Raw genomic sequence first — 24,990 nt, 5'->3', positions numbered from 1 at the left:
TGTGATCAAGATTGCTTAGAGGCTTGTTTACTAAAATGTTCCTCAAAGTTTTTTGGAAAACGCTGATCAGCCAAATGAACGTTGTCGCTGTAATCAACCGGAATATCAATGACAACCGGACCCTCTGCATCAAGACCAGCTTTAAGCACCTCTGCCAATTCGTCAGGCGAATTGACCCTTAAACCTTTTGCTCCAAAGCTTTCAGCATATTTTACAATATCGATTCCGCCGAAGTCGACTCCGGACGTCCGCTTGTATTTCATCTCCTGCTGGAACGCAACCATATCGTATGTGCTGTCATTCCAGACAATGTGAACGATCGGCGCTTTCAATCTGACCGCTGTCTCAAGCTCCATCGCGGAGAACAGGAAGCCTCCGTCCCCGGAAACAGACACGACTTTCTGTCCCGGATTGACCAGTGTTGCTGCGATCGCCCACGGCAAAGCAACGCCCAGCGTTTGCATGCCGTTTGAAGTCAGCAGTCCATACGGACGGTATGTGCGGAAATATCTCGACATCCAAATCGCATGGGAGCCGATGTCGCAAGTCACTGTGATGTCATCACTCAGCAAATCACGCAAATCGCGAACGATTTGCAACGGATGAACAAGATCCGTTTTTGTTTCTTTAGGGGGCTCGCTTTGCTCCTCCAGCGCTTTCTTCAAATAATCAAGCACAGGTGCAAATGATTCATCGATGGAAACCGGCAAAGAATCATGTTCAATATGGTTTAATGTCTCTGCGATATCGCCGATCAGCTCAATTTCAGGCTGATAGTCATGATCGATATCGGCTTGTATTTCATCAAGATGAATCACACTGCGCTCGCCTTTTCCGTTCCAAAAGACGGGGTCGTATTCAATCGGATCATAGCCGACCGTCAAAACGAGATCCGCTTTTTCCAACAAAATATCTCCGGGCTGATTGCGGAATAATCCGATCCGGCCGAAGTACTGGTCTTCCAAATCGTGAGACAGCGTACCCGCTGCTTGGTATGTTTCAACGAACGGCAGTTTCACTTTTCTCAGCAGACGGCGGACCGCTTCAATCGCTTCAGGTCTTCCGCCTTTCATCCCTACAAGCACGACGGGAAGGTTCGCATTGTGTATTTTGGCGATAGCCGCGCTGATTACTTCATCCGGAGCCGCGCCGAGCTTCGGCGCCGGCATGGTTTTCACCGGCTTGGCAGTTGCCGGACCGGCCGTAACGTCCTGCGGAAAGCTGAGAAACGCTGCCCCGGCCTGTCCGGAAGCTGCCGCTCTGAATGCATTGGTTACCGCCTCAGGGATGTTGTTCGCATCTTCCACTTCTGCGCTATATTTTGTAATCGGCTGAAACAACGCCGCATTATCCATCGATTGATGAGTTCTTTTGAGACGATCCGCTCTTTTTACAGCACCCGCCAGGGCAACAACCGGATCTCCTTCTGTATTGGCTGTTACAAGACCGGTCGCTAAATTAGACGCTCCCGGACCCGAAGTCACCAGGCAAACACCGGGCTTTCCAGTCAATCGTCCGACTGCCGCCGCCATAAATGCTGCATTCTGCTCGTGACGACAAACAATCAGTTCAGGCCCCTTGTCTTTCAATACGTCATACACCGCATCGATTTTCGCTCCCGGAATACCGAAAACATGAGTGACACCTTGCTGAATGAGACTATCCACCACAAGCTCTGCTCCTCTTACAGTAAGAGTTTCATTTTTAGCGGCTACATTTTTCAAAGCCCTCACTCCTCCATTTTCATTCGTTTACAATGAATTTTTAATAAAATTATTGTATTATTAAATATACATCTTGTGGAAATTGTTTTCCAATACTTCTTTGTCTTACAATTAATATGTAAAACGACTGAAATCGCATTCAGAAAGGAATGAGTGAATAATGGAGCTGCGCCATCTTCGTTATTTTATGGTTGTTGCCGAAGAACTGCATTTCGGAAAAGCAGCTCTTCGGCTGAACATGACTCAGCCTCCGCTCAGCCAGCAGATTAAACAGCTAGAAAGTGAAATAGGCGTCACCTTGCTGAAGAGGTCAAAAAGAGCCGTCAGGCTGACGGCGGCAGGCGGGGTCTTTTTAAAACAAATCAAGGAAGGACTTTCCCAGATTGATCAAGCCGTCGACATGGCTCAGCGGACGGCCCGCGGGGAGCTGGGCAGACTCGTGATCGGCTTTGTCGGCTCCGCCACATACGAGATCATGCCTCCCATCATCAGGGAATACCGAAACCGGTACCCGTCCGTCCAGATTGATCTTCGGGAGCTTTCAACCCCCAATCAGGTCAATGCACTGCTAAACGGACACATTGACATCGGAGTGCTGCATCCCCCGTTGGGAAACGACGAGCTAAAGTCATACACAGTGAAGAAAAGCCACTGTGTCCTTGCACTTCCGAAACACCACCCGCTGTCAGAAAAACCCCGGGTACATTTGAAAGATCTTGAAGACGAATCGCTGATCGTCATTGCCAAAGAAGCGTGGCCCTCTTTATACACGGAATTTAATTTCTTGTGTGAAAAAGCCGGGTTTATCCCCAACATCGCCCAGGAAGCTACAGAATACCAAATGGTGATCGGCCTCGTGACAGCCGGAATGGGAATCGCCGTTGTGCCTACAGCGGCTAAACGATTATTTAACCTCGATGTTGTATACAAAGAAATCGAAGACTTTCCCCTTCGCGCAGAATGGATTACCGCACATCGAAAAGACAACCGCAATCCGGCGCTTAAGCATTTCATCGAAATCTCGGATCAATACTCATAGCCGGATAGAGAAAAACCCGCGGACAAATCCTCCTTGTTCACGGGTTTTTTTCTCATATTGACGTTTGCGCGTTTTGAAAACGGAGTTAACTGCCGATTGCCGCTCCATCGCTTCTCGGATCGCTTCCTCCTCTCAGGAAACCTCGATCATCAATCTCGATGATGCCGGCATGACCCATCACACCGTCAAAGTCGCCGACAACGGTTACATGATGCCCATGCTTACGCAGTTTTTCAATCACTTCGGGCGCCACTCTGCTTTCTATTCTTGCACCTTCCACCCGTTCTCCCCATGTTCTGCCCCACAGCCATCTCGGTTCATGAACGGCTGTTTGCGGATCCATCCCGTAATCTATCATTCTCGTGATAAGAGCCGTCTGCGTCTGCGGCTGTCCTTCTCCCCCCTGCGTTCCGTAAAGAAATTTCGGCTTGCCGCCTTTGAACGCCATGGCGGGCATCAGCGTATGAAAAGTTCTTTTTCCCGGCTCCAGTGTATTGACATGGTCAGGATCAAGCGAGAAAAACGACCCTCTGTTCTGCAAAATGACGCCGGTATCTCCAGCTGTCACACCTGAGCCGAATTCGAAATACAAACTTTGGATAAACGAAACAGCATTCCCGTCTTCATCTACTGCTGCAGCATAAGCCGTATCACTGCCGAGCGGCCGGCTCTCCGCCTGAAGAGCCGACAGTCCGATTTTTGCGGCCAGCTCCCGCGCATACCCTTTGTCAAGCAGGCGCTCCAGCGGTATTTGTGAAAATGTTGGGTCAGTCAATACTTTATTGCTGTCGGAAATACTTAATTTCAATGCTTCGATGAGCAGGTGATAATATTCGAAAGAACCGTGCTCGATCATGCCAAAGTCGTAGTTTTCCAAAATATTCAATGCCATAAGACCGGTAAATCCTTGTGAATTCGGAGGCATTTGATAGATCGCATATCCTCTGTATGTAGAGGAAAGCGGAGACACCCATTCCCCTTGATGCCGCTCGAAATCTTCCAGAGTCAAGATGCCTCCGTTGTTTTGCAGATAGGCTGCTGAAGCTTGGGCAATTTCCCCTTTATAAAAGGCGTCTCTTCCTTTCTCAGCGATCATCGCCAAAGTGCGCGCGAGCTCTTTTTGCACAAAGCGCTCACCTGGAGTGGGCGGGTTTCCTCCCGGAAGATAAATATCTGCAGTGATCGGCATACCGGAAAGCCACTCAGCGTTTTTCACCGTGTTTTGACATTGATCGGGCGAGACCGGGAAACCCTTTTCTGCATACATGATCGCCGGCTTCAGCACCTCCCGAAGCGATAAACGGCCGTATGCCGCCAGTATTTCGGCCCAGCTGTCCGCCATCCCCGGCACGGTAATCGCACTGCTCATGCCCCTGACCGGAATGGCACGCTCTCCTTTATACTGATTCCGGTCCGCTTTCCGCCCCGACCGCCCGCTGCCATTGTATCCTTTGATCTCACCGCTTCCTTTGTGATACATCAGCCAAAAAGCATCCCCTCCGAGTCCTGTCATATGCGGATAGACAACAGCAAGGCACGCGCTTACTGCCACAGCCGCGTCAAACGCGTTTCCTCCCTTCTCCATGATGCTGTTCCCTGCAAGCGAAGCGAGATAATGAGGACTGACAACCATTTGTTTCGAACCGATCTTCAGTTTCTCCATAGCTCTCTTCCTTTCTTTCAAGCATCCATTTGTCTTTGAAGTATAGTGGCCCGTTTAAGGAGGCGCTACTTTCAGGGAAGAAAAACTAACAACCCTTTTTCAATAAGTATTAAAAAAACGTTAAAATGATTCATATCGAAATCCGTATTATGATACAATTTACAAAATGTTCATTTATAACGTGATTGACAAGCAATTTCGTATGATCATGACCAAACAGAAAGGAAGGGACATTTGTGAGCCTCGACTACCATATGCCAAATTTAATTCTTGATGAAACGGATAAAAAAATCCTTTCGATCTTGCATGAGGAAGGAAGAATCTCTTATACGGATTTAGGAAAGCGCGTGGGACTTTCAAGAGTTGCCGTACAAACGCGGATCAACAACTTGATTGAAGAAGGCATCATTGAAAAATTCACAGCCGTCATCAATCCAGTCAAAGTTGGAATTCATGTATCGGTGTTTTTCAATGTTGAAGTCGAACCCCAATATTTAGAGGCTGTTGCCGTTGCTTTAGAAAGAGAGCCCGCCGTGACAAGCCTCTATCATATGACAGGGCCGAGCAAACTGCATATGCACGGCATTTTCGCAAATGATCAGGAGATGGAGGAATTTTTGACAAAGCGCCTGTACCCTCTGAAAGGCGTCGTGAGTGTCGACTGCCAGATGCTGATTAAACGATATAAGAGCCGAATGGGAATGAAGCTTTAACTGAATAGGAGGAAACGCGAAATGAAGCACCCTTACCGGGAACTGATCATCGCAATGACAAGAACGGGGATATTGGGATTTGGCGGCGGACCGTCCGTTATCCCGCTGATCCGTCATGAAGCCGTTTCAAAGTTCAAATGGATCGATGATGATGAATTCGGGGAAATTTTGGCGATTGCCAATGCGCTGCCCGGACCGATCGCTACAAAAATGTCGGCATATTTAGGTCATAAAGTCAAGGGCGTTCCGGGCGCTGTCGTGGCTACAGCGGCCCATATCTTGCCGACGTGCGTTGCGATGGCCGCCTTGTTCGCAGCCGTTAATGTGCTCAGCCACTCCAAAATCGTAAGCGGCATGATCGGCGCTGTTACCCCTGTCATCGCCGTCATGCTCGGCATCATGGCTTACGAATTTGGGCAAAAAGCATTGAAAGGCTTCGGCTTGCTTGCCGGCGTGCTTTTCTTTATTCTTGCATTTTTGGGTCTTCAGGTGTTTTCCATCCATCCCGGCATCATTGTCATCCTGTTTTTAACGTATGGCGCGTTCCACTTTAAATTAAAAAGAAAAGCGGCCCGGGAAAAGGATAAGGGAGTGTCCGCTTCATGATCATCTTTTATTTATTTTGGGCTTTCTTTATTGCAAATTTATTGGGCTACGGGGGCGGTCCGGCTTCAATTCCGCTTAATTTTGAAGAAGTTGTTCAGCATTTTCACTGGCTGTCAAAAGAAGAATTTTCAAACATGCTTGCGCTCGCAAACGCACTGCCGGGTCCAATCGCGACAAAAATCGCCGCTTATGTCGGCTACAGCGTGCTCGGATGGCCCGGTGTCTTCATTGCTCTTATCGCAACTGTGCTGCCTTCGGCCATCGCGCTCGTTTTGCTGCTCAAGCTGATCGGCCGCTACCGCCAGTCGCCGGTCGTCAAAGGAATGACTTTGGCGGTTCAGCCGGTTATCGCCGTGATGATGCTTATTTTGACATGGGAAATCGGCGGTGACGCGATCCGGTCGATCGGCATGGTTCAATCACTTGTCATCGCGCTGATCTCTTTGGCGGCCTTGACGAAGTTCCGCGTCCATCCGGCTTTCCTGATCGTGGCCGCCTTCGCTTACGGCGGGCTTGTCATTCCGCTGTTGTAGAGAGGGATGTCCGGTCGCTTTCTAACAGATGATATAAAAAATCAGCGCCGCATAACCGGCGCTGATATTCTGGCTGACGGGCTTTTGTGAACAACCTTTCACAGCAGGCCCATCAGCTTTTTCTTTTTGACGGGACGGGGTGTTTCTTTATGAATCTCCCGGTTTTCCAGGAGAAGGCCCGCGTTTTTTGTAAACACGTATAAGAAATCGCGGCCGTAATCGCTTTCCACTGCATCAAAAAAGAAAGATCGGCTCGTGAGGTTGTGGGCGTCTGATGCGATAAAGTGGACGAGGTTCGCTTCAAGAAAGCGGCGGGCGAGCCGTTTCACGCTTCTGCCAAAGCGGCCTGTAAGACTTGAACATGTCAGCTGGGCGCACGCGCCGTTTTTGACGAGGCGGTACAGCAGATCAGGATTCTCCATCAATTCAAGGTTCCGCTCGGGGTGTGCGATAATCGGAATGTAACCATTTAACTGTAGATCGAACAACAGCTTTTCGGCATATCGCGGAACATGGTGGTAAGGAAGTTCAATCAGCAAATACTTTGTGCCGGCGAGGCTGAGCAGTCTGCCGCGATCAAGATCACGCTTCAATTCGCCGTACAGGCGGATTTCCTGTCCGGGAGCAATAAGCACCGGGATGTTTTCCTTTTGCACCCGCGTCTTTAAACTCGAAACAGCTGCCAGAATGGCCTCTTTTTGGTGTTCGTATACACCGTTTCGGTGGTGAGGTGTGGCGATAATCGTATGAATCCCTTGACGGGCGGCTTGTTTAGCCATTTCTATACTGTCATACATACATGCTGCCCCATCATCAATGTCCGCTAGAATATGGCAATGAATATCGATCATAGGCGGCCTCCCCGTGTTTTCCCGTTTTAGATCGTATGGTCTTTACCGATAAAGCTTTCCAGCTTCCGGGCTTGTCCTTTTTTCGGTTTTACATACAGAATATTTCCCAACACATGAACGTTCAGCTCTTTTTCGATGTCTTCTTCATTTCGAACGGTATTTTTCAAAAGCTCGAGTAAAAATGCAAGCCCTGCGCCAAACAGCAGGCCGAATCCTGTAGAAACAGCGATGTTGAACTTCTTGTTCGGGCTGACGGGAGCAGGCGAATGTTCGGGGTTTGCTTTCGCAACAAGGCTGACTTCGGTATTTTCACCCATAATGCCGTCAATGTCCCTTTGGAATACGGCGACGACCGTGTTCGCGATGTCCGCCGCCTTGGAATAATCCTTGTCAGTCGCGGAGATACTGACAATCTGTGATTCATTTTCGCTGATAACTGTGATTTTTTGCTTCAAGTCTTCAGCCGTTTCCGGAAGGTTTAGTTCGTCTTTAACCTTATTTAAGATGAGCGGGCTTTTCATAATCACGTTATAAGTGTTGATTAGCTCAAGGTTGGTCTGAATATCGGTGAAGTTCGACGTTTGACGGCCGTTGATGAGGATTTGGGCGGATGCCTGGTAGACGGGTGTGAGCCAATAAAAGTTGACGGCAGCGCTGGACAGAGCGGCCGCAATGGTGATCAGTGCGATCAGAACGAATCTTTTTTTCAAAATGATGAACACATCTTTAAAGCCGATATGATCTCTCATAAAAGCCTCCCTCTAGGATTCGCGTATTTATTTAAATTTTCAGCAAATTAAACACCTCCCTTTGATTATACATGGTTCTTTCGTTTCCGAAAGAAATGAATCCTGACAAATAACGGGAGATACCGGGGAAATCGCGTCTTTATATGGTATTAAATATCGACTTTTGCAGGACCTGCGCGCTTTTTGCTGAACGAAAAAGTGTGCAAACCGAAGTTTGCACACCTTTTACGTCGTATATCCATTTTTGATATGAAGAATGAGATCTTCAAGAAGTTCTTTCGTCGTTATGTCTTTTGATTTTTCACCAATGTCATACGCATGCATAAGAATTCTCAAAAATTCTTCCTGATTCAATTCCTTGTCATCCATATCCTTTTCCTTTCAGATTCCATAAATTAAAACATTTCTGATTATATTTCAAATTATATGATGTAAAGAATCAATTTGCCATAGTCTATTACATTATTCGACAGCCATCCGTTTTTATGTCCTTTTCCTGAGAAAATCTTTTTTGGACGGATTGATTAAGCTATAATAGAGAGATTGGAAACTTTTTAAAAGCCATTCGGTTAGGAGCGATAGACATGCTTCAAGACATGATTTCAAAAACGGTTGTGATGGATGCAGCTGAACAGTTTAAGCATGTACTGCCGTGCACAGAAGCTAACATTCAGCTCATGAAAAAAGCCCTTATTTTATACAGACAGGATTCCGTCTATCGGGTCAAGCCGATGAGCGGGCATACGGTCAGTGCTTACGTTCAGGATGTGGTCCCGGTGAAGGTCTTCATCGACCTCGCCGACGTTAAAAAAAGCAGCTGTTCCTGCCCTGCTCAAAACATCTGCCGGCATGTGCTTGCCGTTTATTTATATCTGTATGCACAATATGATCGATTGGGAACGTTTACGGAGTTTTGGAAAGAAGCCCAAAAACGCCGCGAAAACAGGGATATTCTCGGACAGCTTCAGCGTGGAATGAAACCCCGCAGCCACACGCTCGATCAATGGACATCGTTTTTCAAAACGGAGTTCAGACGATGGGAAGAGCATACGCCTAAAAACCAGCAAACGATGCAATACCTTTACTACGGGTATTTTTCAGCTTTAAAAAAGCGGACGCCTGCGGAGCCGGAGCTGAAAAAAATGTACCAAATCCACGCGGCTCTTGCGACATGGCTTGCCATGCATTCGCTCGTCGAGAAAGGGCGCATTGATCCTGAAAAAGATTTTTACTCGCTGAATCCTTATATCGAACAGCTGATGGACACGATCTACAGCTCAATCGATGAACTGAAAACATATGCGCTATCATTCTCCCTTGATCCGTTTTTAGAAAAAACCCCCGGCGCGATTCGGGAACTGCTGCTCAAGAAAGACATTTTTCAGTATGAAAGGCTGCGGATTTTCGGGGAAATCTGGAGTGCGCTTCTGTCCCGGCCAAACTGGCTGAAGCGGGAGCTCGATGTGCTGAACGATCTGGAGCCGTCGCCTGAAATACAATTCGGCAGGCTGCATCTTGAATTTCTGCTGAAAAACGACGATGTGATTCTTGATCAAGCCGGATCGTTTTCACCTGAGATTCTTCCTTATACATTTCAATGGCTCAGCGTCATGACCGCCAAAAAAGACTGGAAGCGCCTTAAAAAATGGTACGAACACCTTGAACAGCTTGCATCCGGCTTCTGCAGACTGGATAAACCGTACCGGGAAATACGCGATGTTTTAAGCGAATTCTTCCTGTTTCTGAGCGATTACAGCAAAAACGCAAAAGAAGAGCATGTATATGAACGGTACTGCAAAAAGTGCCTTCCTTATACGTTTACTGAATACAGCCATTTTTTATATAACAAAAACCGCTTTACGGAGTGGATGGAGATCCACAGCCTTGTCGGTTTTTCTATCTCTGAGATCGGACAGAACGCCTTGAAAGATATCGCAGCAGCAGCCCCTGAAGCTTTGATTCCTTCCTATCACAGAGAAATTTCCGGGCTGGTTGAACAAAAAAACCGCTCAAGCTACAAAGAAGCCGTCAAACAATTAAAAAAGCTGCGCACCCTCTATAAGAAATCGAAAAAACAGGATGTCTGGAACCGGTTTATGGAGCAGTTTTCAGCTCGCTATAAACGGCTGAGAGCCTTCCAGGAGGAACTTAAGAAAGGAAAGTTGATCGATGGCGAGTCTTAAGGAAATCGTGATACATGTCGAACAATCAGAAGACTATACATTCATTTTATCTTGTCATGACGAGGATCATCAGTTTCTTACGCGGAATGAAATGGAAAGGTATTTGTTTCAGTGGCACGAATCGTCTTTTTACGGAACGTTTCTCGAAGATGCCGGTTTAGAGACTCCAGCGGTTCTGCTGTCTCCGTGGATGGCGGTCGAATTTCTCGGCAAAAACTCATTTAATTCGTACAGCGACATCAATCTCACCGAGGAAACCGAACCTTTGATGAAAACGGCTTCCACCATTTATGAGTTTATCGCAGATGAAGATTTTCTTCCCGACTATGAAGCATGGAAGCAAGAGGTGCTGCGTTGGAAAGATAAAGAAGGGATTTTGGAAGGCTATACAGCTGAATGGTTTTCACACGCTGTCGAAGACTACATCAACTACAATGACGAGTTAAAAGCAAAATGGGAATCGATTGTCGCACATTCTCCCGCCGTCACCACATTTCAGGGCCACTTTCTCGATGAAGACGATTTTCTTGAAACGATCGGCTGGCATGAAAACCCTATGCCGTTTACTGTCGGACTCCGCTTAAATGAACCTGACTTTGACGGAGACGATTGGAAAATCGAACTGTTTTTGCGCGACAAAAAAAGCGGAGCCATTCAGTTCTTTGAAGGCTTGAACAGGCTGAAAAAATCGTGGCAGGCATACGCTGATAAAATCGCCCGGGAACAAGACAGATTCCGCCAAATCGTGCCGTGGCTAACGATCGACTCGGGAACGACGCTTTTAACGGAAGAGGAAGCATGGATCTTCCTATCCGAAGCAAGTGAAACTCTTGTCAGCATGGGGATTGAAATTTTGCTGCCGTCATGGTGGCAAATCGTCAGAGACAGCAACATGCTGCTGAAAGCGAAAGTGTCATCGGCTCCCCGCGGCGAGTCCTTTGTCGGAATGAATGCATTGATGGACTTCAACTGGCGTTTTGCTACGAACGGAATCGAACTCACAGAAGAAGAATTCGAGCAGCTTGTCGCCAATAAAAGACGGCTTGTCAACATACGCGGGCAGTGGATTAAAATCGATCCGAATTTTATCAAACAAATGAAAAAGCTGATGGAGCGAGCAGAAACAGAGGGGCTTCATATGTCTGACATCCTGGCGCGCGAGCTGACGGAGCGGAGCGAAACCCGCGAGGATGATGATCTGTTCGATGCTTCCGCATTCAGCGAGGTGCGGTTTGAACTGTCCTATCAGCTGAAAAACATGATCAGAAAGCTGAGCCAGCGCGATGATCTCCCGTCATACCCGGTCAGCAAATTTTTTGACGGAACGCTCAGGGCTTATCAGGAAGACGGTTTGAACTGGCTGATCTTTCTCAGAAACTGCGGCTTCGGCGCCTGCCTGGCAGACGATATGGGTCTTGGAAAAACCATCCAGATGATCGCCTATTTCGCCTATTTAAAAGAACAGGGACAACAAACGCCATCTCTCATCATTGCGCCGACTTCCGTCCTCGGGAACTGGCAGCGCGAACTTGAGACCTTCGCGCCCGACCTGACGGCGGCGCTCCATTACGGGCCAAAACGCCCTAAAGGTGAAGCGTTTCAGGAATGTTACAAAGATGCAGATATCGTCTTGACGTCATACGGCCTCGCCCAATCCGACTTTGACGATCTCAGCAGCGTCGCCTGGAACTGCATCTGCCTTGACGAAGCCCAGAATATTAAAAATGCGCACACGAAACAATCCCGCTCAATCAGAAAGCTGAAAGGCATGCATCATATCGCGCTCAGCGGGACTCCGATGGAAAATCGCCTGACGGAGCTGTGGTCGATCTACGATTTCATGAACAAAGGCTATCTCGGAAGCCTTGGCAGCTTCCATAAGCGATTTGTCCTGCCGATTGAAAAAGACCGCGACGAAAAACGGATCGAACAGCTCCAGCAGCTGATCAAACCATTTTTATTAAGGCGGACAAAGCAGGACAAGGAAGTCGCGCTCAACCTGCCTGAAAAACAGGAAGAAAAAGAGTTCATCCCGCTCTCGGCAGAACAGGCCTCACTATATGAACAGCTTGTCAAAGATACGTTTGAACATATGTCAAGCCTCGCCGGAATGCAGCGCAAAGCTCTCATCTTAAGCATGCTCGGCAAGCTCAAACAAATCTGCGGCCATCCTGCCCTTTACTTAAAAGAGACCGGGAGCGAGCTCCTTAACGGAAGGTCAGTCAAGCTCGAAAAACTGTTGGAACTGACGAAGACGATTCGCGAAAGCGATGAAAGCTGCCTGATTTTCACCCAATATCTCGGGATGGGAGATATGATGAAACGCCTGCTCGAGAAATCATTCGGCGAACCGGTCAAGTTTCTGAACGGCAGTTTATCCAAGCTAGAACGGGACAAAATGGTGGAGCAGTTTCAGAACAAGGAATTTCCGATTCTGATCTTATCATTAAAAGCCGGCGGCACAGGCCTCAATTTGACGGCCGCCAATCACGTCATCCACTATGACAGATGGTGGAATCCCGCGGTTGAAAATCAGGCGACAGACCGCGCCTACAGAATCGGACAGAAACGGTTCGTCCACGTTCATAAACTGATCACCACTGGCACAATTGAAGAAAAAATCGACCACATGCTCGAATCGAAGCAATCGCTGAACGATCAAATCATCCAAAGCGAAAATTGGATCACCGAGCTTTCCGAACATGAACTAGAAGAGTTATTTACCCTGAACGCTTCGGCTATTACAGGTTAAACAAAACAGCTGTCTGAAATAGACAGCTGTTTTTTGTGTTAATGACAGTCCCAATTATATAATACGTTTGAAAAGTCCTTATTCTTTAAATCATCAGGCCTTATAAAAAAATTGGCAATCCCGACATCTCCCCACATCGCGTCAATGTTCTCATCAGAATCAATTTGCAATAGCAGAACGGTATGATCCGGATAATCGCCTTCCCGCGGATCATCTTGCGTGAAGGCTGCGTAGCCCCCGATCTTATGGGAGAAGCCGCCGTACATTTCACTGTATTCTTCGAACACCGTTTCCTCTTGATCGCCGAATTGCTCAAAGAACGTCCAAGCATCCTTTCCCGCGTATCGCTCAAATTGAAAGTCGGACGCAGAGACAAGTTCAGACCCTGTGTCAGGTGTGAGTGAGGATTCGCATCCAATCGGAAAGGCCAGCTCATCCTCAAGCTTCACAAACGAAAAATCGTCGACAAGCTCGTCTTCATTTTCGATGACATTCTCAAAATACTTGATGCAAAAACTCGACTGTTCACACGGATCATCAAAATTCAATCCGTAAACATCATCACTGACAGAGATAAAAAAAAGCAGAATACCGGATTCCGGGAAATTCTCAAGGCGGGGCATGTCTGAAAAATTAATTTGCGCAAGCAGTTTCATCGGTTTTCCCTGTGAATCGACAGGATACTGTTCAGACTTTGGAAAATAAGGATCTCCGGCCAGTTTGCTTTCATATCGGCCTGTTTTTCCTTTTCTCGTGTCCAGCTTCAAAAAATCCCGCGCTGATTGTTCAAATTGCCCGCGGTATCGGGCCATTTTTTCGGGCAATTGAAACGGCTTTTTCATACTTATCATTCTCCTTTTGACCGAGTGACACTTTAAAATGCGGAGGTCACCTATTTGAGCTTATTTCTCTTCATATAATCAAGAACGGATTGATATGCTTTATTCGCATCACTAAACATGGCATAGTTTTTCGCTGTTGAAAACCATTCAAGCGTTGAAGGCACTCTCCCTTGAAGGCTGCTTTCAAGATCTGTCTGATGGACAGGCGACAGCTTTCCTAGCTGAAGCGACCGTTCGATCGCCTGATCTAAAGCATCGCTGACCAATTGTTCTAAATCAGCCCCCGAAAAATGGCAAGTCTTTTTGGCAATTTTCAGTACATCAATCTGATCATGCGGCTTACCGGACAGCTTTAAATTTAAAATGTCGACACGTTCTTCTTCAGATGGGGGCGGCATAAATACCATCTTATTAAATCTGCCGGGACGGCGTAAGGCAGGATCTAAATACCACGGTGTATTCGTTGCACCGATCACATACACACCGTCATTAAACGTCCCTAAACCATCTAATTCTATCAGCAACTGATTGACCAGCACCCTGTCATGATGCTGGCTCATTCCCTGCCGATTCCCCCCGATCGAATCAAGCTCATCAATAAAAAGAACGCAAGGACTGTTATCACGCGCTTTTTCAAAAATATCATGCAGATTATGTTCGCTCTGCCCAACATACATGGACAATATCGCTTGAAGCTCCAAGTGTATAAAGTTTGCTTTGATCTCGCCGGCAATCGCTTTCGCGATAAATGTTTTTCCACATCCCGGCGGGCCAAACAGAAGAAGACTTCCCCCCGTCGCTTTTCCAAACGCTTTAAAATATTCAGGATTTTGCAAAGGCAAAATAAAGTCCATGTTGATTTTCTTTTTAATATCTTCTAATCCGCCGACATCAGCAAAAGTTTCACAGTGTTGTTCTAATTCGGTTAAAGCATGTTGATGTTGATCAAACTGAATGACTTTCACCTTTGCGCGTTTTTCCGTATCATCCCTCTTCATATTTATCCTTCCTATCTATGATTTGTACCGGTTAAGATCCTTTTCACCACTTTATAGTTCGCCTTGGAACCCGCATGTTTTTCTAGCTGGGCCTGATCTTTCTTTTTGATTCCGCTTCTTTCAATATGTATTCCTTGCCGCTGCAGGAGCTTATCAAGTTCATCAGCTTTATTGTAAAACTCGTCGGACAAGGCGGCATCGATTTTTTTTCCGTCATTTAACGTCAGATCATACTTCAGGTAAAGTGCCCCTTTTAACCCTTTTTGATAATAGGCATGGACAGAAGTGACATCTTCCATATCGTAATGTTTGGTGCTGGAAATTAGCCCTTCTCTCATGACAATGCTGTTTTTCCCGATATTTTGATATTGAAAAAAAGCATTGCATAGCAGCGTCAGCCCTACCACTAGAAGAATCAAGGATAAAGGCAGCTGCAAGCGCCCCTGATAGCCTTTGGAAGTTATCACTTTTCTAACGGTGTAAGGTATACAAATGAAGGTCAGCAACAGGCTGTAAAATATGCTTACATCAGAGCAAAAAAGCAAGTTGTCGGAAGCCGCCAGCATTTTCATTTGAAGATTCCCAAATCGGTCATACAAAGACATCGTGCCGACAAAACTGAGCAGTCCGAAAAAAACAAAAAATAGAGTTCCCGGTTTATCTTTATGTATTTCCATTATTTCCACTCTTTCATTCATTTAAAATATCAATCTGTATAAGAATGATATGATCCCTATCACAATGATCAGCAATACAAAAAGGATCCAAATCGGTGTGTACCTCAAAAATGTGAGGACCGAACTACCTCGCATCTGTTCGGGCAATTTTCGCTGCATGAGGGCTCCCGCCAGCCCGTTCATCATATAAGGTGTACTGTAGACGAGAAACACGTATGGAATCATAAGCCACTTGAAGACCAATGTCACAATGACTAGAAGCGGCCAAAACAACACCGGTTTTTTAACACGCAGCTTCTCATGGAAGCGCCTGACTTTCAACGGGTATTTCATAAACCAAAAATTACACATGTTGTATAACGCTAAATTGGGTACAATCCCTGGATTGTTCGGATTGATTTGTAGAGCTGTTTTATTTAAAGTCAAGGCTTGTGCATAATCTCCTCTTCTATACGCCGCAGAAGCGGCCATTCCCGTGATCATGGCATCATCGGCATTTTGGGCAAGCGCTCTGTCTGAACACGCCCTTGATAATCCATCCTCAAAAAACACCGCCAAAATTTCACTGTATACGACAAGAGAAAATGGATCGTCAGGTTCTAATTCCACTGCCTTTTCTATATAAAAACGCGATTTTTCATACTCATTTTTATCATGGAAAAGAAATTGAGCGTGCATTGCATAAGTGTAGTGATAATCAGGGTACTCTGAAATCATTAATTCATTTATTTCCTCATGCTCTTCGTACATTCCCAATTCATAGTATGCAAGAGTTAAGACAGCCAAAATTTCAAAGTTCATCGGATCTAAATTTAAAGCCTCTTTTGCAAACTGTACGGCTTTTTCATATTCTTTCGCATTAAAATATATATTTGAAAGCAATTGATAGCCTTCGTGTGAGTCGGGGTAGTTGGATAAAAACTGCTCTGCTTCCTTCAAGGCTTCCTTTGTTTTCCCCCACTTTGAAAGCCGCTCTGCTTTCTCATACATTATGCTCATTTGATTATCCAAATCGATCACCTGTTATTTACTCTTTTTCAATGAGTTCTAGTATCTTTTTCTAAATTCGAGGATTTAAACTAATGATAAAGTCACCTTCCATTCTTGGAATTTGAAATAATAGTTAAATAGTAACAAACATCACCATATCAAACAATGAATAAAAAGTAACGAAAATAATACTTCATAGTTCACGAGTCAGCGTTAAAATAAATAAAGGCCGCCGACATTGTCGGCGGCCCGCGGATCAATAACATCCGCTGCTTAACCGCACTCCTTCAATCGTTACGCTGCCATGTACCGGCATCACGCCGATTTGAAAGGATGTACGAATTAAACCGGTTTGACTTGTTGTTCAATCAGCTGATTCAGGATGTGAGCGACGCCATTTTCATCATTAGTGAGCGTCACCTCATCAGCCATCTCTTTAATGTCTTCGCGCGCATTGCCCATGGCAAAGCTTTTCCCCGCGATCTTCAGCATCGAAAAATCATTGAGACTGTCTCCGACAGCAGCTGTTTCCTGAAGGGAAATGCCGAGCTTGCGTGAAAGCTTTTCCAACGCCAGCCCTTTTGACGCCTGAAGATGCTCAATTTCAAAGTTATGCTCGGCTGAAGTGACAAGCGTAATATCTTGCGCATCTTTAAATCGCTGCCATCCCGTTTCCAGTTTTTCTTTATGAAAAGAAAAAGCTAATATGTTATATACATTGACATCTTTTCCCGCTAAAAACAGGTCGGTATAGGAGCTGATGTACGCGTATCCGTTTTGACTGAGCTGCTGTTCAGCAGCGAGTTCCAGTCTTGAAAGATCGGCCCCGGGATTTGCGCTTTTCAAGCGGTCCAGCTCAATGTCAAGCAGCTCGCGGCCGTTTTGCGGCGTGAAGATCGCTTCATCGCTGAATACCTCATAATAGTAATTCTTTTCTTCAAGCCATTGAAGAATTCCTTCCGCCCGTTTCCTGTCAAGCGGCACCGAGTGGTAAAGGCGGCCTTCAGGATCATGAATCACCGCTCCGTTGGCACTAATAATCCATGTTTTAATACCTGTCGGCTCAAAAATCGTTTGAACATCGAAGGATGCTCTCCCTGTGGCAACTACTACTTCAATCCCGTGTTCCCGCGCTTTTTTAATCGCATCGATGTTTTCTTGTGAGATCTTGCTTTCACTGTTTAACAACGTCCCGTCTAAATCGACCGCAATCATTTTCATCTGCTGTTTTCCCCCTTAAATATCGTGATGTTCAGCCACGAGCAGCTCCACATCATGTTCATCAAGCAGTTTCTGAAACGGTTTCGGCGGCAGCCGGTCTGTAATGAGAAGGTCGATGTCACTGAGTTCAGCATACCGGTAAAAATCCGTTCTCCCGATTTTCGAATGGTCGGCAAGCGCTATGACTTGTTTCGCTTGGGAAATAATTTTCCGCTTCACCATTCCATCCTCCTCATGGGCAATTGTAAGCCCGTGTTCGGAAACCCCCACCACGCCGATCAGCGCTTTATCAACATGATAGCATGACAGCTTTTCAATGACGGAGGCGCCGTACAAAAAGCGGTGCTCTTTTTGAAGCTTCCCTCCAAGCAGGTGGATATCAGCACCTTTTCTTGAGGAAAGAACCTCCGCAAGGTTAATCGAATTGGTGATGATCGTGCAATTGACATCCGGCAAATGCTCGGCGCACGATTGGACTGTCGTGGAAGCATCCAAAATCATACGGTCGCCTTCTCTGATTAAAGAAGCGGCTGCTTTTCCGATCATGCTTTTCTCTTCGGAAACCATGCCCAGCCTGCCCGAATAGTCTTTGACCTCATCATGAACGGTAGGCAGAATCGCCCCTCCCCTTGTTCTGATAATAGCGCCTTGCTCCTGCAGTTTGACCAGATCCCGCCTTGCCGTATCTCTTGAAACTCCGAATAAAGAACAAATTTGTTCAACGGAAATCCGTTTACGCTCTTTTAAATAGTCGATGATGGAAATTAACCTTTCCTCTTGATACACTCGATCATTCCTTCTTTACACAAGTAAAATTCATTATTTATAAGTGATTATAAGTTATTACACAGAATAAATCAAGAACACATAAGTAATTATAAGTAAAAATAAAGCCTGAGTCCGGTTTCCCGATCCTCAGGCTCGCATGCTAAAATGAAAATGATCCATATTGAGAGTGCCAAATTTCACGAAACGCATGGATATCACGGTCTACAGCCGGATGATCAGCCAAATGGCTTAAAAGCTCAGGGCTGATTGTCGCCTCGTGGCTCCCCGCTTCCATGACGGCAAGAATTTGACGGTTATGTTTAAAGCTTGCCGCAAGCACTTTGCAATTTAAACGGTATGTGTTAAATAAGTCGACAATTGTTTTGACAACGCCCGCCCCATGACCATACTCTTGATCAATACGATTGACATACGGCGCGACATAGGAGGCGCCGGCTTTTGCGGCCAGAACAGCCTGTGCAGCGGTATAAACCGTTGTCCCGGTGGTCTGGATGTTTTCAGCCGCGAGCTCTCTGATCGCGTAAAGTCCTTGAGCCGTCACCGGAATCTTCACCGACACGTTTCCATCCAGCCAGTTATAGAGCGCCTTCGCCTGATCGGCTATATCCCGCCAATGGTCGGCGATCACTTGGGCATGGAGAGGCAGATGCTCGGGAAGGAGCCGCCGAATATCTTGAATCTGCTGTTTAAAGGGCTGCTTTTCCCTTGCGATCAGCGCCGGGTTTGTCGTGACGCCGCCAGCGGGAAATGAATCCAGCAATCTTTCAATCTCCGGTATATGCGCTGAATCAATCAGCATGTTCATCATCGCTTCCCCCTCGTGTTTTAATGCATGACCTGCCCTCCGGTTACATTAATCGACTGACCCGTCATATAGGATGCTTGATCAGAAGCGTAAAATAAGATGGCATTGGCGATGTCATCATACGTACAGCCCCGTCCGAGCGGCACTTTTTCGGTGTACACGCGCTCTACTTCGCTCTCTGGAATGCCGAGCTTTTTCGCGTATTGCGGAATCAAGCTTTGGAACATCGGCGATTTCAACAAATTTCCCGGCATAATGCTGTTCACGCGAATGTTGTGTTCGGCAAGATCGAGCGCGAGGCTTTGAGTGAGACCGACACCTCCAAATTTGGAAGCTGAATAAGCTGTATTATGTTTGCTGCCGACCTTTCCCGATTTGGAGTTAATTTGAATGATTGACCCGCTTCCCTGCTCAATCATGACCTTCGACGTTTCCCTCGCGCAAAGAAAATACCCGGTCAAATTGACTTCGATGGTCCGTTCCCAGTCTTCAAGCTCAAAATCTGTGATCTTATTGCTTTTGGCGATTCCCGCACTGTACACCATCACATCGATTTTATTGAATTCCTCCGTGATCCTGCCGATCATTTTTTCCACATCGGCTTCTTTTGTAAAATCTGCTTGAATCCACAGCGATTTGACCCCGTATTGACCGGCTGCATGTTCAGCCGTCCTTTCGGCGTTCTCGCCGTTGATGTCTGCGACCGCGATGTTATATCCCGCCTCTGCCATGCGGTAGGACAGCGCTTCTCCGAGACTTTGGCCGCCGCCGCATATCAATGCCACTTTTCCTTTATTCATCTCCATATTGCACCCGCTCCTTATGAGAATCTTTTAACTTGAATACAGTCTCCTGCTGAAACCTCCGGCAGTTGTTCCTTTCGTTCAAGGTACAGCGTTCCCGGCAGCTCGGCTGAAGCCGATCCGTCAAATTTCAGCGTAATATGCCCGAGATTCGCCAGGTTCTGGCGAACGGCTCCCCCAACGGCTGTGATTTTGTAGGACTCGCCGCCCAGTATGAGCTTATCGCCTTCATTGAAGTCGCCTTCTACAGGCTTTATATCAATTGATAAACAATAATCTTTCAATTCATCCGGAGCGCCTTCGCCGAATAATATAAGCATCTTTTCATCTGAAAATGCCGTTGCTTGATCTCCGATTCTGTTTATTTTTGTTTCATACAGCATGACCATAATTCTCCCTCCTTAAGAAAACCTCAGCTGTCATACATGCCAAAGCTGGCCAGCCAAGCAATGAAAACGGTTGGCGCCCCAGTCAAAAAACGCGAATACAGCACCGACGGCACCCCGACTTCAACCGTTTCGACTTCCGCTTCCGCAAGACCCAGGCCGACCGGAACAAAGTCGGCAGCTGCTTGCGAATTGATCGCAAATAACGCCGGCAGCGCCAAATTCGGCGGAATGTTTCCTTTGCCGATCTCAACGCCGATCAGCGAACCGACAACTTGTGCAATCACCGCCCCGGGTCCAAGAAACGGGGAAAGCAGCGGAAATGAACAAACAAGCGAGATTAATAGCAATCCGGGCAGTGACCCTGCAAATGGTGATAAATATTTGGCAAAAATGTCTCCGATGCCTGACTCTTTAATGATGCCGATCAATAGAGCCACAAAAGCCATGAACGGAAGAATTGTTTTGATAACGGTTTCAATCGCTTCCCGTCCAGCTTGATAAAACGTGCTGACGACCGATCCCATGGCCATCCCGATTGTCGCCATCATCCCTTTCGGCGACTGCTGTTCACTAATTTTTTTCTCTGTGCTATAATGGTTTTGTTTATTTTGCATTTGTTTTTCTTCTGGAATATTAGACTGTTCAGGCTCCTCCACAGCTCCCAGCAGTTTAATATTCTCTTTTTTTACTCCGGAAACATATATATCTTCTGTAATATGGGCGGCAAGCGGCCCGCTTTTTCCGGTCGCCATCACATTGATCGTCGGAATTCGCTTTTGCGGGTAAAGTCCGCAGCGCAGCGTCCCTCCGCAGTCGATGATCACAGCGGCCATTTCGTTTTCGGGTACTGTCGTTTTAAAGCCGTCGACCAGGGTGCACCCCGTCAGCTCAGCTAAATGATCCGCAAAATCGGGTTTGTTTCCGCCGGTGACGTACACGATTTTATTTCTCTCTTCATCAGGCGTGATCACCAGAGGCCCGCCAAACCCTCCCGGCCCTTTTGAAACTTCAACCGAACGATAGGAACTCATCTGTAAACCGCCTTTCTTATTTTAGATCAATCGAATCTTTCAAGGCAATGCCCTGCTGTTTTGCGACATAAGCCGTTGTCATATCCGTTACCCAGCCCCTGAGAAAGTTTGTTACAATCCCGACCAGAAGATAGCGGAGAGCGAGCTCGGTCGTTTCATGCCCCAGCGTCGTAATTCCTGCGGAAATCCCGAGGAAAACAAACAGCTCGCCCGGATTCACGTGCGGGAAAAGTCCGTTATGCGTGTGACAAGAATAGGATGCAGCCGCATAATAGCTCGGTTTGTATTTTTCAGGCAAGAACCTGCCAAGCGACAGCGTCATTGGATTTGCAAGCATGAACGTACCAATGACAGGCAAAACCATGTATCTCGTTAATGGATTTTTTCCCGACTTCCTCGCGAGCGCTTCGACGCGCTTTTCTCCTATCAGGCGTATCAGGGCATTCATGGCGACAAGAAGCATAATCAATAAAGGAACGATGTCTGTAAGCATACTGACAAACACTTCTCCGCCATGTCTGAATAAGTCCATAAACTTCTCCGCAAGCCATGTTACGTTTTTCATAATTCACCTCTTTTTTTGATTTGAAAGCTCATCAGTTTTTGAAGCCGCGTTTTCTTCTGCGGGACATCACCCCCTTTCGTGATGATGTCGAATGTTTTCAAGGCATCTTCAATTGCGAGCCGTGTGAGGCGGTCGTGCCGGACAAGCTCCGCTTGTCCGATCTTCAACAAATACTTTCCTTCAAACCCTTTTAAAGGCTTGATTCTTGAAAAGACAGTGACACCTTGCATTTTTGACGCCTTCAAAATTTTATTGCGCTTGTCAATGACAAACAGGACGACCGTTCCGGCTCTGAATAAGCCGGTCTTCCTTCCGACCGCGACTCTTCCCATACATCTGTATGCGGCGAATGTTCGGTTGAAATGCCTGATTTGCAAAAAACCAAAAATACTTTGGAGAAGCCATGCAGCTCCAAGGGCGATGATAAAGTAAATGATCATAATTGGTTTCTTACCTCCTCGGCAATTTCTCTGGCTGTTTCGGCAGTTGTCACCAAAATATTAATATAACGGCCTTTTGCAGCCCCGATAATAGAAGGGACTTTTTCATGGGATTCAGCAAGACCGATGGAATACTCCAAATTCTTTAACCTCTTGATGTCTATCGCGATGGTTCTGTCATGAATCTCTGTTTCTACCAACGCTCCCGACCGATCAAAGAAACGCGAGCATATATCTCCGACCGCCTGCTTTTCTTCAAGGCGCTCGATATCCTGATCGCCGTAAAATCCGGTCCAGATCATATTTGAAGAACTAAGCGGCGCTCCGATCCCGACGGCTGCCACGGTAAGGCCGTTCCACAGACTTTCTATTTTTTTAAAATAGTGGGACTTGACGATTTCCTCTTTCGTTTCTTTTTTTTCGACAACGGCTGCCGCGTCTATAAAGTAAGGCGTTCCTCCAAAGTCACCGGCAATGCTGTATACGATGCTGTTCACGTGATATTTCGTATCCATGGCGCCCGGACCGCCGACAAGCGGCACAAATGAAGCGCTCCGTTTTTTTACGCCGTGAAACTCCCCGATCATTCCCGCCATCGTCGTCCCCCATGCAAAGCCTACCGTATCTCCGTCTTTCACGACGCGTTTTAAGATTTCGGCACCGGCTTTGCCGACGAGTTTCTTCTTGTCTTCAGATGTTTGTTCCGGTTTTGCGTCGCATATGTACACTTCTTTAAGCCCAAGCAGTTGTTCGAGCTCCCGTTCCAAATCGTAGTGTGTCCCGACATGGTCATCGATCGTGATTTTAACGATTCCTTCCTCGCGCGCTTTTTTCAGCATGCGTCCGACCGTTGTTCTGTATATCCCTGTTGCTTTTGCAATCTGGCTCTGTGTCATATCCTCTTCGTAGTACATTTTGCAGACTTTGATCAGAAGGCGTTTATCATCCTTTATTTCCATAAGATCACCCTTCTTTTGCACATTTGTGCAAGTATTAGTCATTTGTTGTTGTATTCGCTTACATTATACATTCGGAATTTTTGGACGTCAATTTAAATTTGTCTATTTTTTGTCTAAAATAAAAAAACCGGTCATTGAAAACCGGCCATAAAGGGGGATAAAAAAGGGGATATTGATTGATTTTTTTTAAGAAAGGCGTTTATAGAAGGAATCTTGCGGTTTAAGCATCCGCCGGCTCATGGGCTTTTCGGCTTTCTCCCAAAAATCTGACTGATCGGGCGACAACTTCTGTAATAAAGACGCGTTCACCTTCTGAATTGACGTATTGGCGAGTCTGGATTCTTCCGCTCAGCCCGATGATGGAGCCTTTTTCACAATATTCGGCTGTATTCACGGCAGTTTTGCGCCACAGGGTGCAATTGACAAAGTCCGCTTCAATTTCGCCTGCTGCATTTTTGAAAGGCCTGCTGACAGCCAGCGTCACATTTGCAACAGGGACACCGTCAGATGTGTACCGAAGTTCGGGATCTTTTGTCAAACGCCCGACCAGCATGATCTCATTAAACATTTCGTCCCTCCCTTCCTGTTCGGGTATCCCCAGTTTATAAGAGATCGGTATTTAAGGAAAATCATCATAAAAGAAAAATAACCCGGAAAAAACCCGGGTTCGCGTCATAGTTTTTGTTTCTTTCTGCCATTAATTAAAAAAATCATCTCATTGTTATTTGAGAAATACGTATTTTTCAGAAACTGAAAAAAAACAGGAGATGCCAGCCACCGCTCTGAGTATACGCGGACATATGAGCCCCCGTCCCAAGCATACAAACGGAATGACAACTCTTTCTGTTTAATCGTTACTTGAAATTCGTATATTTCCATTCTGTCTTTTGTTTCATAGCGAAACACGATGCCTTCATTGGCATACGTGCTGATCTCGTGCTTTTTGTTTCCGGCTGAAAAGCAAATCATAGGCATATATTGACGGCAGTCAGCAGCTGGATTGCTTGCGATCACAAATACTTCTTTTAAGAAAAAATGGTTCATAAGTCACCTCCTGCTCAATATCACCTAAAGTATAAATAAAAATAAAGCATTATAAAATACTTTTTGCAAAATTTAAAATACGAATATGCTCCTATTGCATAAACAAACCAGGGTCAAGAGTTCTTCCAAGCGAATGTGCTATAATGGTTATACAACTATGGAAGCTTGTGAGGTGATACTAGTGAAAACCTTTAGGCTTATTGATTTAAAAATTGTCCGCCAGGATGAAACTTCAAAGCGGCTCGAGGAGTTCCCGCTGATCGACGGCCTTATCATTAATAAAGAAGACGGAGAAAACCACTGGATGGTTGAGGGGCTGGTTTCGAAAGAATACCGGTATTTTTTCGAATACCTCCTTCAGGAAGGCAAAGAAGTGAAAACATATGTAACGATCACGAAAAAAAGTAACCGCCCCGCACAGCTGTTAGCGAAGGTCAAAAAGATCACGGTACTAGGCGAGCATGTTTCCGTCTTATTGGACGGCAAAATGGTCAGCTCAAAGCTGAGGAAAGGCTCCGACAAGATCTTGGAAGATTTAATGAAAGAAGGATATTCCGGAGACCGGCTTCTTGAAGCATTTAAACAAAATATATAGAAAAGGCTGTCTTCGCCGGACAGCCTTTT

Annotated in this window: 27 protein-coding genes; 7 read left to right on the top strand and 20 right to left on the bottom strand. The window is 46.3% G+C overall.

Features of this window, described 5'->3' with window-relative positions; translation table 11 throughout:
• Positions 1-5 precede the first annotated feature (5 nt).
• Positions 6-1,724 carry an acetolactate synthase AlsS gene (alsS, locus tag LQ247_RS02625; RefSeq protein ID WP_231005530.1) on the bottom strand — a complete coding sequence of 573 codons (1,719 nt, stop codon included), beginning with the start codon at positions 1,722-1,724 and terminating at the stop codon, positions 6-8.
• A 160-nt stretch (positions 1,725-1,884) separates the two neighbouring features.
• On the opposite strand from alsS, the gene alsR reads away from it, so the two are divergent.
• Positions 1,885-2,763 carry an acetoin biosynthesis transcriptional regulator AlsR gene (gene alsR, locus LQ247_RS02620; RefSeq protein WP_023857148.1) on the top strand — a complete coding sequence of 293 codons (879 nt, stop codon included), beginning with the start codon at positions 1,885-1,887 and terminating at the stop codon, positions 2,761-2,763.
• Between the two features lie 85 nt (positions 2,764-2,848).
• Here alsR and ggt read toward each other — a convergent pair whose 3' ends face one another.
• Positions 2,849-4,426, bottom strand: a complete 1,578-nt coding sequence (gene ggt, locus LQ247_RS02615; protein WP_231005529.1) for a gamma-glutamyltransferase — start codon at positions 4,424-4,426, stop codon at positions 2,849-2,851.
• A 254-nt stretch (positions 4,427-4,680) separates the two neighbouring features.
• On the opposite strand from ggt, the gene LQ247_RS02610 reads away from it, so the two are divergent.
• From LQ247_RS02610 to LQ247_RS02600, 3 genes are read left to right on the top strand one after another with little or no spacing between them, the layout of a single operon-like run.
• Complete coding sequence (locus tag LQ247_RS02610; protein ID WP_206761243.1) at positions 4,681-5,139, top strand: Lrp/AsnC family transcriptional regulator; 459 nt, start codon at positions 4,681-4,683, stop codon at positions 5,137-5,139.
• A 21-nt stretch (positions 5,140-5,160) separates the two neighbouring features.
• Positions 5,161-5,745 carry a chromate transporter gene (locus LQ247_RS02605; RefSeq protein ID WP_023857146.1) on the top strand — a complete coding sequence of 195 codons (585 nt, stop codon included), beginning with the start codon at positions 5,161-5,163 and terminating at the stop codon, positions 5,743-5,745.
• On the top strand, positions 5,742-6,278 hold the full coding sequence (locus LQ247_RS02600) for a chromate transporter (RefSeq protein ID WP_020453185.1): 537 nt from the start codon (positions 5,742-5,744) through the stop codon (positions 6,276-6,278). Before LQ247_RS02605 ends, LQ247_RS02600 begins: the two co-directional genes overlap by 4 nt.
• 98 nt (positions 6,279-6,376) lie before the next feature.
• Here the strand turns inward: LQ247_RS02600 and LQ247_RS02595 are convergent, their stop codons facing one another.
• The 3 genes from LQ247_RS02595 to LQ247_RS02585 form a co-directional block, all read right to left on the bottom strand.
• Positions 6,377-7,129: a tyrosine-protein phosphatase gene (locus LQ247_RS02595; protein WP_231005528.1), complete on the bottom strand. Its 753-nt coding sequence runs from the start codon at positions 7,127-7,129 to the stop codon at positions 6,377-6,379.
• Positions 7,130-7,155: 26 nt separating this feature from the next.
• A complete protein-coding gene (locus tag LQ247_RS02590; protein ID WP_020453187.1) occupies positions 7,156-7,878 on the bottom strand; it encodes a YveK family protein in 723 nt (240 codons plus the stop codon).
• A 225-nt stretch (positions 7,879-8,103) separates the two neighbouring features.
• Positions 8,104-8,247 (bottom strand): hypothetical protein, encoded by a 144-nt coding sequence (locus LQ247_RS02585; RefSeq protein WP_020453188.1) that lies wholly within the window; start codon positions 8,245-8,247, stop codon positions 8,104-8,106.
• 215 nt (positions 8,248-8,462) lie between these two features.
• On the opposite strand from LQ247_RS02585, the gene LQ247_RS02580 reads away from it, so the two are divergent.
• Both LQ247_RS02580 and LQ247_RS02575 read left to right on the top strand, forming a co-directional pair.
• Positions 8,463-10,061: an SWIM zinc finger family protein gene (locus tag LQ247_RS02580; RefSeq protein ID WP_096748361.1), complete on the top strand. Its 1,599-nt coding sequence runs from the start codon at positions 8,463-8,465 to the stop codon at positions 10,059-10,061.
• The gene (locus LQ247_RS02575) at positions 10,048-12,813 is read left to right on the top strand and encodes a DEAD/DEAH box helicase (protein WP_095291483.1); all 2,766 of its coding nucleotides are present in this window, start codon (positions 10,048-10,050) and stop codon (positions 12,811-12,813) included. Before LQ247_RS02580 ends, LQ247_RS02575 begins: the two co-directional genes overlap by 14 nt.
• A 38-nt stretch (positions 12,814-12,851) precedes the next feature.
• On the opposite strand, the gene LQ247_RS02570 is transcribed toward LQ247_RS02575, so the two are convergent.
• From LQ247_RS02570 to LQ247_RS02500, 15 genes are all read right to left on the bottom strand, one after another.
• Positions 12,852-13,655 carry a YwqG family protein gene (locus tag LQ247_RS02570; protein WP_023857142.1) on the bottom strand — a complete coding sequence of 268 codons (804 nt, stop codon included), beginning with the start codon at positions 13,653-13,655 and terminating at the stop codon, positions 12,852-12,854.
• A gap of 50 nt (positions 13,656-13,705) precedes the next feature.
• Entirely contained in the window at positions 13,706-14,653 is a 948-nt protein-coding gene (locus tag LQ247_RS02565) for an ATP-binding protein (protein WP_231005527.1), read from the bottom strand.
• Positions 14,654-14,664: 11 nt separating this feature from the next.
• Positions 14,665-15,330 carry a hypothetical protein gene (locus LQ247_RS02560; protein ID WP_023857140.1) on the bottom strand — a complete coding sequence of 222 codons (666 nt, stop codon included), beginning with the start codon at positions 15,328-15,330 and terminating at the stop codon, positions 14,665-14,667.
• A gap of 21 nt (positions 15,331-15,351) precedes the next feature.
• Complete coding sequence (locus tag LQ247_RS02555; protein WP_126430470.1) at positions 15,352-16,341, bottom strand: tetratricopeptide repeat protein; 990 nt, start codon at positions 16,339-16,341, stop codon at positions 15,352-15,354.
• 321 nt (positions 16,342-16,662) lie between these two features.
• Complete coding sequence (locus LQ247_RS02550) at positions 16,663-17,541, bottom strand: Cof-type HAD-IIB family hydrolase (protein ID WP_026580210.1); 879 nt, start codon at positions 17,539-17,541, stop codon at positions 16,663-16,665.
• Positions 17,542-17,556: 15 nt separating this feature from the next.
• Entirely contained in the window at positions 17,557-18,327 is a 771-nt protein-coding gene (locus LQ247_RS02545) for a DeoR/GlpR family DNA-binding transcription regulator (protein ID WP_023857137.1), read from the bottom strand.
• A 142-nt stretch (positions 18,328-18,469) separates the two neighbouring features.
• On the bottom strand, positions 18,470-19,138 hold the full coding sequence (locus LQ247_RS02540) for a transaldolase family protein (RefSeq protein ID WP_224066750.1): 669 nt from the start codon (positions 19,136-19,138) through the stop codon (positions 18,470-18,472).
• Positions 19,139-19,155: 17 nt separating this feature from the next.
• Positions 19,156-19,941 (bottom strand): sorbitol-6-phosphate dehydrogenase, encoded by a 786-nt coding sequence (gene srlD / locus LQ247_RS02535; RefSeq protein ID WP_020453198.1) that lies wholly within the window; start codon positions 19,939-19,941, stop codon positions 19,156-19,158.
• A gap of 14 nt (positions 19,942-19,955) precedes the next feature.
• Positions 19,956-20,327, bottom strand: coding sequence for a PTS glucitol/sorbitol transporter subunit IIA (locus LQ247_RS02530; protein ID WP_020453199.1), 372 nt, complete (start codon positions 20,325-20,327; stop codon positions 19,956-19,958).
• 23 nt (positions 20,328-20,350) lie between these two features.
• Complete coding sequence (gene srlE / locus LQ247_RS02525) at positions 20,351-21,358, bottom strand: PTS glucitol/sorbitol transporter subunit IIB (RefSeq protein WP_020453200.1); 1,008 nt, start codon at positions 21,356-21,358, stop codon at positions 20,351-20,353.
• Positions 21,359-21,374: 16 nt separating this feature from the next.
• On the bottom strand, positions 21,375-21,923 hold the full coding sequence (gene srlA / locus LQ247_RS02520) for a PTS glucitol/sorbitol transporter subunit IIC (protein WP_020453201.1): 549 nt from the start codon (positions 21,921-21,923) through the stop codon (positions 21,375-21,377).
• Positions 21,920-22,363 (bottom strand): transcriptional regulator GutM, encoded by a 444-nt coding sequence (locus LQ247_RS02515; RefSeq protein WP_020453202.1) that lies wholly within the window; start codon positions 22,361-22,363, stop codon positions 21,920-21,922. Before LQ247_RS02515 ends, srlA begins: the two co-directional genes overlap by 4 nt.
• Positions 22,360-23,322 carry a sugar-binding transcriptional regulator gene (locus LQ247_RS02510; RefSeq protein ID WP_095291473.1) on the bottom strand — a complete coding sequence of 321 codons (963 nt, stop codon included), beginning with the start codon at positions 23,320-23,322 and terminating at the stop codon, positions 22,360-22,362. Before LQ247_RS02510 ends, LQ247_RS02515 begins: the two co-directional genes overlap by 4 nt.
• Positions 23,323-23,542: 220 nt before the next feature.
• Positions 23,543-23,890, bottom strand: a complete 348-nt coding sequence (gene ssb, locus LQ247_RS02505; protein ID WP_025810666.1) for a single-stranded DNA-binding protein — start codon at positions 23,888-23,890, stop codon at positions 23,543-23,545.
• A gap of 104 nt (positions 23,891-23,994) precedes the next feature.
• Positions 23,995-24,366 carry a hypothetical protein gene (locus LQ247_RS02500; RefSeq protein WP_023857133.1) on the bottom strand — a complete coding sequence of 124 codons (372 nt, stop codon included), beginning with the start codon at positions 24,364-24,366 and terminating at the stop codon, positions 23,995-23,997.
• Between the two features lie 181 nt (positions 24,367-24,547).
• On the opposite strand from LQ247_RS02500, the gene LQ247_RS02495 reads away from it, so the two are divergent.
• Positions 24,548-24,961 (top strand): YwpF-like family protein, encoded by a 414-nt coding sequence (locus LQ247_RS02495; RefSeq protein WP_020453206.1) that lies wholly within the window; start codon positions 24,548-24,550, stop codon positions 24,959-24,961.
• Positions 24,962-24,990: the final 29 nt, after the last annotated feature.

This window comes from Bacillus sp. BS3(2021), from assembly GCF_021043345.1.
In the GTDB taxonomy this organism is placed as follows: domain Bacteria; phylum Bacillota; class Bacilli; order Bacillales; family Bacillaceae; genus Bacillus; species Bacillus paralicheniformis.
Note: the sequence above shows the minus strand (reverse complement) of the source record. Positions and strands in the feature narration are given on the sequence as shown.

Coding starts and splice junctions, on each gene's coding strand:
- LQ247_RS02560 (WP_023857140.1), bottom strand. CDS start 15,330: ATGGAAATACATAAAGATAAACCGGGAACTCTATTTTTTGTTTTTTTC.
- ssb (WP_025810666.1), bottom strand. CDS start 23,890: ATGTTTAATGAGATCATGCTGGTCGGGCGTTTGACAAAAGATCCCGAA.
- srlA (WP_020453201.1), bottom strand. CDS start 21,923: ATGAAAAACGTAACATGGCTTGCGGAGAAGTTTATGGACTTATTCAGA.
- LQ247_RS02600 (WP_020453185.1), top strand. CDS start 5,742: ATGATCATCTTTTATTTATTTTGGGCTTTCTTTATTGCAAATTTATTG.
- LQ247_RS02540 (WP_224066750.1), bottom strand. CDS start 19,138: ATGATGAACATGCTGATTGATTCAGCGCATATACCGGAGATTGAAAGA.
- LQ247_RS02530 (WP_020453199.1), bottom strand. CDS start 20,327: ATGGTCATGCTGTATGAAACAAAAATAAACAGAATCGGAGATCAAGCA.
- alsR (WP_023857148.1), top strand. CDS start 1,885: ATGGAGCTGCGCCATCTTCGTTATTTTATGGTTGTTGCCGAAGAACTG.
- LQ247_RS02610 (WP_206761243.1), top strand. CDS start 4,681: ATGCCAAATTTAATTCTTGATGAAACGGATAAAAAAATCCTTTCGATC.
- LQ247_RS02575 (WP_095291483.1), top strand. CDS start 10,048: ATGGCGAGTCTTAAGGAAATCGTGATACATGTCGAACAATCAGAAGAC.
- LQ247_RS02565 (WP_231005527.1), bottom strand. CDS start 14,653: ATGAAGAGGGATGATACGGAAAAACGCGCAAAGGTGAAAGTCATTCAG.
- LQ247_RS02550 (WP_026580210.1), bottom strand. CDS start 17,541: ATGAAAATGATTGCGGTCGATTTAGACGGGACGTTGTTAAACAGTGAA.
- LQ247_RS02570 (WP_023857142.1), bottom strand. CDS start 13,655: ATGAAAAAGCCGTTTCAATTGCCCGAAAAAATGGCCCGATACCGCGGG.
- LQ247_RS02515 (WP_020453202.1), bottom strand. CDS start 22,363: ATGATCATTTACTTTATCATCGCCCTTGGAGCTGCATGGCTTCTCCAA.
- LQ247_RS02510 (WP_095291473.1), bottom strand. CDS start 23,322: ATGGAAATAAAGGATGATAAACGCCTTCTGATCAAAGTCTGCAAAATG.
- LQ247_RS02585 (WP_020453188.1), bottom strand. CDS start 8,247: ATGGATGACAAGGAATTGAATCAGGAAGAATTTTTGAGAATTCTTATG.
- srlD (WP_020453198.1), bottom strand. CDS start 19,941: ATGGAGATGAATAAAGGAAAAGTGGCATTGATATGCGGCGGCGGCCAA.
- LQ247_RS02595 (WP_231005528.1), bottom strand. CDS start 7,129: ATGATCGATATTCATTGCCATATTCTAGCGGACATTGATGATGGGGCA.
- srlE (WP_020453200.1), bottom strand. CDS start 21,358: ATGAGTTCCTATCGTTCGGTTGAAGTTTCAAAAGGGCCGGGAGGGTTT.
- LQ247_RS02500 (WP_023857133.1), bottom strand. CDS start 24,366: ATGAACCATTTTTTCTTAAAAGAAGTATTTGTGATCGCAAGCAATCCA.
- ggt (WP_231005529.1), bottom strand. CDS start 4,426: ATGGAGAAACTGAAGATCGGTTCGAAACAAATGGTTGTCAGTCCTCAT.
- LQ247_RS02605 (WP_023857146.1), top strand. CDS start 5,161: ATGAAGCACCCTTACCGGGAACTGATCATCGCAATGACAAGAACGGGG.
- LQ247_RS02590 (WP_020453187.1), bottom strand. CDS start 7,878: ATGAGAGATCATATCGGCTTTAAAGATGTGTTCATCATTTTGAAAAAA.
- LQ247_RS02580 (WP_096748361.1), top strand. CDS start 8,463: ATGCTTCAAGACATGATTTCAAAAACGGTTGTGATGGATGCAGCTGAA.